The organism is Novosphingobium pokkalii, assembly GCF_014652855.1.
GTDB lineage: Bacteria > Pseudomonadota > Alphaproteobacteria > Sphingomonadales > Sphingomonadaceae > Novosphingobium > Novosphingobium pokkalii.
Genome location: NZ_BMZP01000010.1, coordinates 138,942 through 146,801 on the forward strand (window position 1 = coordinate 138,942; position 7,860 = coordinate 146,801).

A 7,860-nucleotide genomic window follows, 5' to 3' on the forward strand; every position below is an offset into this window, starting at 1 on the left:
GCCGGTCTGGCACAGGCAAAGGCCCGGAAAGCCCGATGGGTTTTCCGGGCCTTTTGCTTGTGCCGGCTTGGCCTGAGGCCTCTCACGCGCACGAAAAAGGCCCCGTCCGGTTCCCGGGCGGGGCCTTGATCGGTTGGTGGCGAAGCCGGATGACTTAGTGGGTCAGCCCGGCAATCGCGCTGTCCACCAGGGCGCGGTCGGCATCGGCGCCATGGCGGGCAGCGATGATCTGGCCGGCGGCAGTGGCGGCAGCGGCAGCGGCCGTCGCCCGCAGATCGTCGACCGCAGCGCGTTCGGCGGCAGCGATCTTGTCGGCTGCCATCTTTTCGCGACGGGCGATGATCTCGCGCGTGTCCGCTTCAGCCTTGGCCACGATCGCGGCGGATTCGGTGCGGGCATGCTCAAGCATGGCGGCCGCGTCCTTTTCCGCATTGGCGATGCGGGTGGCATATTCGGCACGCAGGGCTTCGGCTTCGGCGCGCAGCGCCTTGGCATCGTCCAGCTCGCGGCGGATCGCAGCGATCTGGTTGTCGAGACCCTTGGTGATCGCGCCGGGCACCTTCTTCCACACCAGGATCAGCAGGAAGACGAACATGGCAGCCGCGACGATCGCGCCAGCGCCAATGCCGTGAATGGTGGGTTCGGCCGCCTCGTGGCCACCGGCGTGCTGTTCGACGGTTGCCGTCGTTTCCGACACGTTAGCCATGGGCGATCACTCCCTGCACCGCACCGCGTGCCTCATCGGCCGAAACCGAAAGACCCGCCAGGCGGCTGACGATATCCTGCGCGGCCTGGGCGGCCACGTCTTGCACTTCCCCCTGCGCAGCGGCGCGGGCGGCGGCAATGCGCGCCTCGGCAGCGGCAGTGGTTTCCTCGATCCGCGCAGCGGCGGCATCGAGCGCGGCCTGCGTGGTGCGGGCAGCGTCGGCCTTGGCGGCGGCGATCAGGTCATGCGCCTGGGCGCGCTGCTTGCCTTCGGCAATGCGCCAGGCCTGTTCTTCGGCGTCGGCGGCGGCCCGGGCGGCTTCCGCCGCGCCAAGATCGTCGGCGATCTGCTTGTTGCGCTGGTCGATGGTCGACACCACGCCCGGGAGCATGCCCCGGCCGATGACGAAGAAGACCAGGCCAAAGCACACCAGCAGCCAGAAGATCTGGCTGTCATACGTGGCGGCGAGTTGGGCTATCTGGGGCATCGCGTTGGTCCGCGCTTCCTGTTTGTCGTTCTGGCCGGCCGGGGATCACCCCGGCCGGAAGTCAAGTCGGTCCGCTTCGCTGCCTCAGGCAACGAAGATCAGGATCATCGCGACGACGAACGAGAGCAGGCCCAGAAGTTCGGCGGCGGCGAAGCCGATGAACAGGCGGCCCTGCTGGCCGTCGGCAGCGCCGGGGTTGCGCAGCGCGCCTTCGAGGAACTTGGCGAAGACATTGCCCACGCCCAGCGAGGCCAGACCGGCGCCGATGGCAGCGAGACCAGCGCCGAGAAGCTTTGCGCTCTGTGCGTCCATGATAAAAACTCCCTCTTTGTCGTAAACCGGTGTGAATCGGTATCAGGTGGTGGTGACGGTCAGTGAAGGTTTTCCGCGTCGTTGAGATAGACGCAGGTAAGCAGGGCAAACACGTAGGCCTGGATGCCGGCAACCAGCAGTTCCAGGGCGCAGATGCCGATCATCAGCAGGAAGCTGGGCACACCCGCCAGGAAGAAGGTGCCGACGCCAGCATTCGTGCCCGAGATGACGAAGCCCGAGAGCACTTCGAGCAGCACGTGACCCGCCATCATGGCCACGAACAGACGCAGGCCAAGCGAGAAGGGACGCACCAGGAACGAGATCAGCTCGATCGGGAAGATCACCGGCACCATCACCGCCGGCGTGCCATGCGGCACGAACAGCGAGAAGAAGTGGAAGCCGTGCTTGGCAAAGCCCACGATCAGCACGATCGCAAAGCTCATGATCGCCAGCACGCCAGTCACCGTGAAGTGGCTGGTGGCGGTAAACGGATGGATGCCCACCAGCGCCAGCGGCAGCAGGCCGAGCAGGTTGGCGAACAGGATGAACGTGAACAGCGAGAACACGTAAGGCAGGTACTTGCGACCCGCATCGCCGATGTTGGATTGCAGCAGGGTGTCGACAAAGCCGGTGAGGCCTTCGACCGCCATCTGCCAGCGGCCCGGCACTTGCGCCTTCTTGGCGCCGCCACCGACGAACACGATCAGCACCAGAGTGGTGATGACCATCCACAACGCCGAGTTGGTGAAAGCAATGTTGTGCCCGGCGATGGACCAATGATCGGTGCCAAACAGCGGCTCGATCGTGAACTGGTGTACCGGATCGACCTTACCTTCGGCCACAGTGCTTGTCCCCGTTACGCGCAAAAATACCAAGGCGCCCCCTGCTCCGGCCAATGTCCTGGCCGGAAACCCACCGGATGCAAGACCCGATCAGGAACGCCCGTTCGAGATCCTGATGATATTGCGGAAGGCCACGCCCATCCCCACAAACAGCATCACCAGAAGCCCCCATGGTCGCGTTCCGGCAAACTGGTCGATGACCCAGCCGATGAACGCGCCGCCCGCAAGCCCGCCGATGAGTTCGGCCAGAACCCGGTTGCCCATGCGATAGTTCGCGTCGGACTTTTCCTGGTCTGGCGTCGGCTTGCGCGCCGCTTCCTTCTGGCGGGCGGCATCGAGCCGCGCGTTCAGGCTGGAAAGGCGTGCATCCTCACCGATAGGCTCTGCGTCGGTCTGTTCGTCACTCATGCCATGCTCCGCTAGCGCATCGGACAAGACCTGTCCGCTCCGTTTTCGGGGCATGTCACGCGCGACGGCATCCCGCCGAGGGCGCCTGCCCCTTAGGCGGGGGGTTTTCCCGAGTCAACCGCCGTGCGCTGAACTTGCCACAGTTGCGCGCATACGTTTGCGTCAATCCTGCGACAGGCAGGGTTCAAGCCCCTGCCGACAAAGCCTTTTTACAGGCAGCGCGAATCGCGCTGCGGCGGGGCGCTGGTGCGGGTCTGCCAGGTGCCGTTGGGCGCCTGGTACTTCTCGCCCGGCTGCGTCTGCGCGATCAGCAGGCAGCCCGAGGTGAACGCATATTCCTCCACCGTGGCCTTCTGGGCCTGCGCCTTTTCGGAATAGACCGCGCGCCGCTTGAGGTTGATATCGTCCACCACGGCTTTCAATGCCGGGTTGGGCGGCGTGACATAGCCGAGGTAGCCATCCATCTTTTCGCCCACCTGCCCGGCCGCGCGCGCGGCGGCATAGGCCGGATCGCGCTGCGCCAGCGCTGCCACGGGAGCAGCCACCAGCGGCAGGGCCACGGCGGCGGCGATAAGCGCGGAAAAAGCAGTCGTGCGTGCCATCTCAGAAGATGTCCTTGTTCTTGTCGATCGTCTGGCTGGCATCCCCGGCCAGGCGATAGACGACTTCCTGCTTGATGTTGATATTCAACTCGATGACGATCGGCTTGTCCGGCGCCTTGACCGAAATGCATCCCGAAAGCGCGGCGGCGGCCCCCGCCAGCATGCCTGCGGCCAACACCCTGCGCCTCACGTCTGCCCCCCTCTTTCGGCCCTTGCTGCCGGCAATCGTTGCAGTGCCGGTGTGCACGGTCAAGAGAGGGCAATGCGTTAAGCGGCTCATGGCATGGTTCCACTTGCTGAAGGCTGAATGGCGGGCTGGCCCGGCGTGGTGGGCACAGTGGCCGGGGGGCGAGGCACCACGCGGCCCTTGGCATCGAGCAGCCCGACGGTGCGTGGATCGGCCACCACCGAGGGATCGTACATCGACTTGTAGGTGCCCAGCAGGCTGTAGAACGGCGCCCGCACGTTGAGGTTGAACTGGATCGGCAGACCTTCGATCTGGCGGGTGAAGAAGTTGCGGCTCGCCCCTGCCCCCTGGCTGACGCCGCCGAACTGCACCTGGGTGACGAAATCACCCGCAATATCGCCGCGCAGGGCGATGGTCATGTGCTTGTAGTTGAGCGAACGCAGCGCCTGGAATGCATAATTCGCCATGAACGACAGGTCTTTATAGGTCAGCGCGCCGACATAGGAGACATTCCCCCCGCCGCGCGAGGCGAGCGTACCCCCCACGATGTGGCCGCCATTGGCATCGAACACCACCGGCAGGCGCCCGTCGAACACGCCCGTGGCCGAAATGTTGGCCATTTCCATCCGCGATACGAACTGCGCGGCGTCGAGCCCATCGATCACCAGCGTGAAATTGCGGTTTTCCGCCAAGGCAAAGCGCAAGGTGGTGGGTTCGAGCGAGAGGCGCCCGCCCATGAACGGCCATTGCGCGCCATTGACCTGCACGACCTGGTCGCGCTTCAATTGCACGTCCACCGTTCCGTCGGTCACTTCGACGCCGGGGTTGATCGAGGCCACTTTCAGGATCTGGTGCGGGGCGGTTTCCATCGCCAGCAGGTCGGTAAAGTCCAGCGTGCCGGACAGCCCCTTCACCGGGCCGAAGGCGGCGGCGAAATCAAGGCCCTGGCTGCCGAACCGGCCCGAAGACGTGACCTTGTCGCCCTGCCAGTCGATCCGCCCCTTGCCGGCGATCGCGCCATTGGCATTGGCAATCAGGCCCAGCGCCAGGCTGGTGAGCTGCGCAGGCTGAAAATCCTTGTCGAACGTCAGCTTGTCCACCACCAGATCGGCATGGCCGCTGGCCCGCGCGAGATCGTGGCTGACGCTGACCGTGGCGACCGGGCGGTTGCTCTTTGCCTCGCGCAGCAGGGCCTGGGCCGCGATTCGGCCATCGGCCAGCGTCAACCCGGCATCGCGCGCGACAAGCTTTTCAAAGCGGGCCGGGCTGGCGCGGTCAGTCAGGTCGAAACTGGTATCGGTCAGGGCCAGCCGGCCATCGGCATAGCGCCAGGTGCCGGTCGCGCCGGTAATGTCGAGCGGCACGGCGGCCATGCGCGCTTCCACGCCGGCGAACGTGCCGGTGAAATCGCGCCCGAGCTTGGCTGTCAGATCGGCCAGGGTCAGGCGCGTGGCGGTCGCCTCTGGCCCCAGCGCGACTTGCACGCCCCGTGCGGTCAGCGTGCCCGGCCAGGCCAGGCCGACCGCGCCGGTCTCCAGCCGCAACGGCGTTTCGCCCAGGCGCCCGGACATGCGCAGCGCCGACGTGCCCAGCGCCACGCGCAAAGGCCCACTTCCGGCCGAAACGATGGCCTGCCCATCGACCGGGCAGATGGTCAGCGCCTGGCCATCGAGCGCCATCTGCCCCAGTTCGAGCGAATCGAACGCGGGCTGGATGCACCGCCGCCACAGCGCCAACGCTCCGTGCCGGCCATAGGCCCCGCTGACCGGAAGACGCAGGTTCTCCACCCGCCCGCCGGGAATGGCACCAGAAAGCCGCGTTTCGCCCGAAAAGCCCAGCGCCCCGTCCGCCATCTGCACGACCACCAGTTCGGGCACGGCAAGGCGGCCGCCACCGACTGCATAATCGGCCATGGCGAGATGGAACTGCGCGCCGCCGCGCCCCTGGCGCTCCATCGTGCCATCGATGCGCGGCAGTCCCTTGCCCCCCGTGGCGAAATTGCCGGCGAAGCGCGGGGTGGTGCTGCCACTGCCGGAAACGCGCACTTTGCCCAGCGAAAGCAGCGCCTCGCCACTGCCTCCGCGCAGCGCGCCTTGCGGCACGACCACGTCCCACGCGCCATCGTGCGTGTGGCGGACGGTAAGATCGGCGGCAAAGCGGCTGCCACGCTCTTCCTCGCGCAGGCGGCGGCGCACTTGCGCCACCATCGGCGCGGCGAGCGTGCCGGCCACGGCCTGTTCGGCAGAGGCGAGCGCCTGGTCGAGCAATGGCCCACGCCGCAAGCCGCGCGCATCCACCGTGCCGCGAAACTCGGCATCGGGCGCCCCGCCCGGTCCGCCCGCCAGCCGCGCCTTGACCAGGCCATCGAGCCCGAGCAGGCCGATGGCGCCCTGCGCGGAGCGGACCCCGCCGGCGGTGGCGGCCATGCGGCCCGACAAGGCCCCGTCACGCCACGCCAGTGCAGTATCCAGCCCCAGCGTCTCGCCCGAAACCGTGCCGGCGCGGAACGCGCTGGAGCGCACGCGGCCCTTGACGGTCAGCCCGGCAAGATCGCGGTCGGCCTGGGCTTCCAGATCGAGATCCGCGCCGCGCACCAGCAGCCCCGAAGCCGCGCAGGCGAGATTGGCCACCCGCACCGGGCCGACGAAGCGCGGCTGCTCGCCGCGGATCGTCACTTCGCCAAAGGCCGTGGCGCGGCCGGTGGTGCAAGTGCCCAGCGCCAGGCGCGGCGCCACTACCGCGAGCGTTCCGGCAAAGCCATCGCGCAGCGCCCCCGCGCCATCGGCCTTGAACGCCACGCGGCCCTGGTCGGCATCGATCAGCCCGCGCCCGTCGACGATCGACAGGCGCCACTCGGGCAGGCGGAACGGCGTCTTGCTCGCGGGGCGGGCATAGATCACCTTGTCCAGCGCGCCGAAGCTGGCGTGTCCGTTGTGCAGCGTACCGTAGAGACGCGGGCGCACCAGCGTGATCTGGCCGATGCGCGGGCCGGTCAGGCTCCAGGCCAGGCTGAGTTCGGCGCGGTCAATCACCAGGTCGGGCCGGCGCGGATCGCCCACCACCACGTTGGCCAGCACTTCGCGGCCCGGCCCGATCGAAACGATGGTATAGCGCGCCGGCAGGCCCAGGCTCGCCAGTTCATCGGCGATCACCCCATCGGCAATGCGGTTGCGCGCCAGCCACAGGCCACCGCCCGCCACCAGCAGCGCCGTGCCGGTGGCCCAGAGCGCCACACGCCAACGTCCGCGCACAAGGGGCCGCCGTGAAGGGGGCAATGCGTCGGGTTTCGCCAAATCGGTATTATCCGCCATTCGCCCCCTTCTTGCGCATGGCCCGCGCTTGGGCAATGCAAATCACTGCAACATTCTTGCCGCCAACGCGCGCCGGTCGCTCCGGTGCCCGCCATCTTGCCCGTCAGAGGTCATGCCGGACGAACCCCGACTCTTTCCTGAACGGCCCGCCCAGCCGGTAGACCCGATTCCGGACCGGGTGCGCGAGGCGGCGCACGATCCGTCCGGCCATCGCGCCCGGCTGCGGCGGCGCCTGCTCAACGGCAGCGACGACGCTCTGGCCGATCACGAGGTCATCGAGGCGCTGTTGATGACCGTGATCCCGCGCATGGACGTGAAACCGCTGGCACGCATGCTGTTGCAACGCTTCGGCTCGCTGCCCGGCGTGTTCAACGCCGATCCGCGCGCGCTGCAAGCGGTGCCGGGCATCAAGGAAGCCGCCGCCGCCGCACTGCGCATTGCCGGGGTGGCCGCGCGGCGCCTGGCCCGTGCGCAAGTGCAGGAAATGCCGGTGCTGTCGAGCTGGCAGGCGCTGATCGACTATCTCACCATCGACATGGCGCACCTCAACCACGAACGGGTGCGCGTGCTCTATCTCAACACCCAGAACCGCTTGCTGCTCGACCAGATCGTGAGCGACGGGACGCTGGACGAAAGCGCGATCTACACGCGCGAGATCATCGCCAAGGCCCTCGCCATCGGCGCGGCCGCGCTGATCCTGGTGCACAACCACCCCTCGGGCAGCACCCAGCCCAGCCGCGCCGATATCCAGATCACCCACAAGATCATGGAAGCCGCGCGCCTGCTCGGCGTGACCGTGCACGACCACGTGATCATCGGCCGCGAGGGGCATACGTCGCTGAAAGCCAAGGGATTGATTTAGCTGATACTCTCCCTCCTCTTCAGAGGAGGGGGTCGGGGGGTGGTGCTTGAAACCCGGCGCAAGGCTTCGCACCACCCCCATCCCCTCCTCTGAAGAGCAGGGGAATCGCATATGGGCTTGCGCTGCTGATTGAATAGGATTCT

The 7,860-nt window shown here is 67.3% G+C and carries 9 protein-coding genes; 1 reads left to right on the top strand and 8 read right to left on the bottom strand.

The features are described from left to right. Positions 1–154 precede the first annotated feature (154 nt). The 8 genes from IE191_RS12405 to IE191_RS12440 form a co-directional block, all read right to left on the bottom strand. Positions 155–706, bottom strand: coding sequence for a F0F1 ATP synthase subunit B family protein (locus tag IE191_RS12405; RefSeq protein ID WP_191324679.1), 552 nt, complete (start codon positions 704–706; stop codon positions 155–157). Next, positions 699–1,193, bottom strand: a complete 495-nt coding sequence (locus IE191_RS12410) for a F0F1 ATP synthase subunit B family protein (protein WP_191324680.1) — start codon at positions 1,191–1,193, stop codon at positions 699–701. Before IE191_RS12410 ends, IE191_RS12405 begins: the two co-directional genes overlap by 8 nt. A gap of 84 nt (positions 1,194–1,277) precedes the next feature. Next, a complete protein-coding gene (locus tag IE191_RS12415) occupies positions 1,278–1,505 on the bottom strand; it encodes a F0F1 ATP synthase subunit C (protein WP_022677864.1) in 228 nt (75 codons plus the stop codon). 59 nt (positions 1,506–1,564) lie between these two features. After that, the gene (locus tag IE191_RS12420; RefSeq protein ID WP_168554386.1) at positions 1,565–2,347 is read right to left on the bottom strand and encodes a F0F1 ATP synthase subunit A; all 783 of its coding nucleotides are present in this window, start codon (positions 2,345–2,347) and stop codon (positions 1,565–1,567) included. Positions 2,348–2,437: 90 nt separating this feature from the next. Next, complete coding sequence (locus IE191_RS12425) at positions 2,438–2,755, bottom strand: AtpZ/AtpI family protein (protein WP_191324681.1); 318 nt, start codon at positions 2,753–2,755, stop codon at positions 2,438–2,440. A gap of 209 nt (positions 2,756–2,964) precedes the next feature. Beyond that, entirely contained in the window at positions 2,965–3,357 is a 393-nt protein-coding gene (locus tag IE191_RS12430) for a YdbL family probable chaperone protein (protein WP_191324682.1), read from the bottom strand. Position 3,358: 1 nt separating this feature from the next. Further along, positions 3,359–3,547, bottom strand: coding sequence for a YnbE family lipoprotein (locus IE191_RS12435; RefSeq protein ID WP_229815317.1), 189 nt, complete (start codon positions 3,545–3,547; stop codon positions 3,359–3,361). Positions 3,548–3,633: 86 nt separating this feature from the next. Beyond that, the gene (locus tag IE191_RS12440; protein ID WP_229815319.1) at positions 3,634–6,795 is read right to left on the bottom strand and encodes an intermembrane phospholipid transport YdbH family protein; all 3,162 of its coding nucleotides are present in this window, start codon (positions 6,793–6,795) and stop codon (positions 3,634–3,636) included. Positions 6,796–6,967: 172 nt separating this feature from the next. On the opposite strand from IE191_RS12440, the gene radC reads away from it, so the two are divergent. Then, positions 6,968–7,717, top strand: a complete 750-nt coding sequence (gene radC / locus IE191_RS12445) for a RadC family protein (protein WP_191324684.1) — start codon at positions 6,968–6,970, stop codon at positions 7,715–7,717. Positions 7,718–7,860 lie beyond the last annotated feature (143 nt).